Annotated in this window: 1 protein-coding gene; it reads right to left on the reverse strand. The window is 59.1% G+C overall.

Features of this window, described 5'->3' with window-relative positions; all coding sequences use genetic code 11:
* Nucleotides 1-274: GMC oxidoreductase (locus tag R0J87_RS20300; protein WP_498888514.1), on the reverse strand; the 274-nt coding region annotated here is incomplete at both ends.

Here is a 274-nt window from a genome sequence, read left to right on the forward strand (position 1 = left end):
TGGGCATGACGGAGGCATCGGCGACGCGCAGATTGGTCATGCCGTGCACACGCAGTTGCGGATCGACCACGGCTAAAACATCGACGCCCATGCGGCAGCTTCCGGCCGGATGAAACACCGTCTTCGATACCGTGCGGATATGCTCCTCGATTTGCGCGTCGCTGATGTCCTCCTGCGCGCTGGGCATCAATTCTTCGGAAATCAATTCGCGCAGCGCGGGCGCACGCAAAATGTTGCGGCTGATCCTCACGCCGCGGATCATTGTTTCAATATC

Origin of the sequence: Halomonas sp. SIMBA_159 (assembly GCF_046536035.1) — a bacterium.
Lineage (GTDB): Bacteria > Pseudomonadota > Gammaproteobacteria > Pseudomonadales > Halomonadaceae > Vreelandella > Vreelandella venusta_A.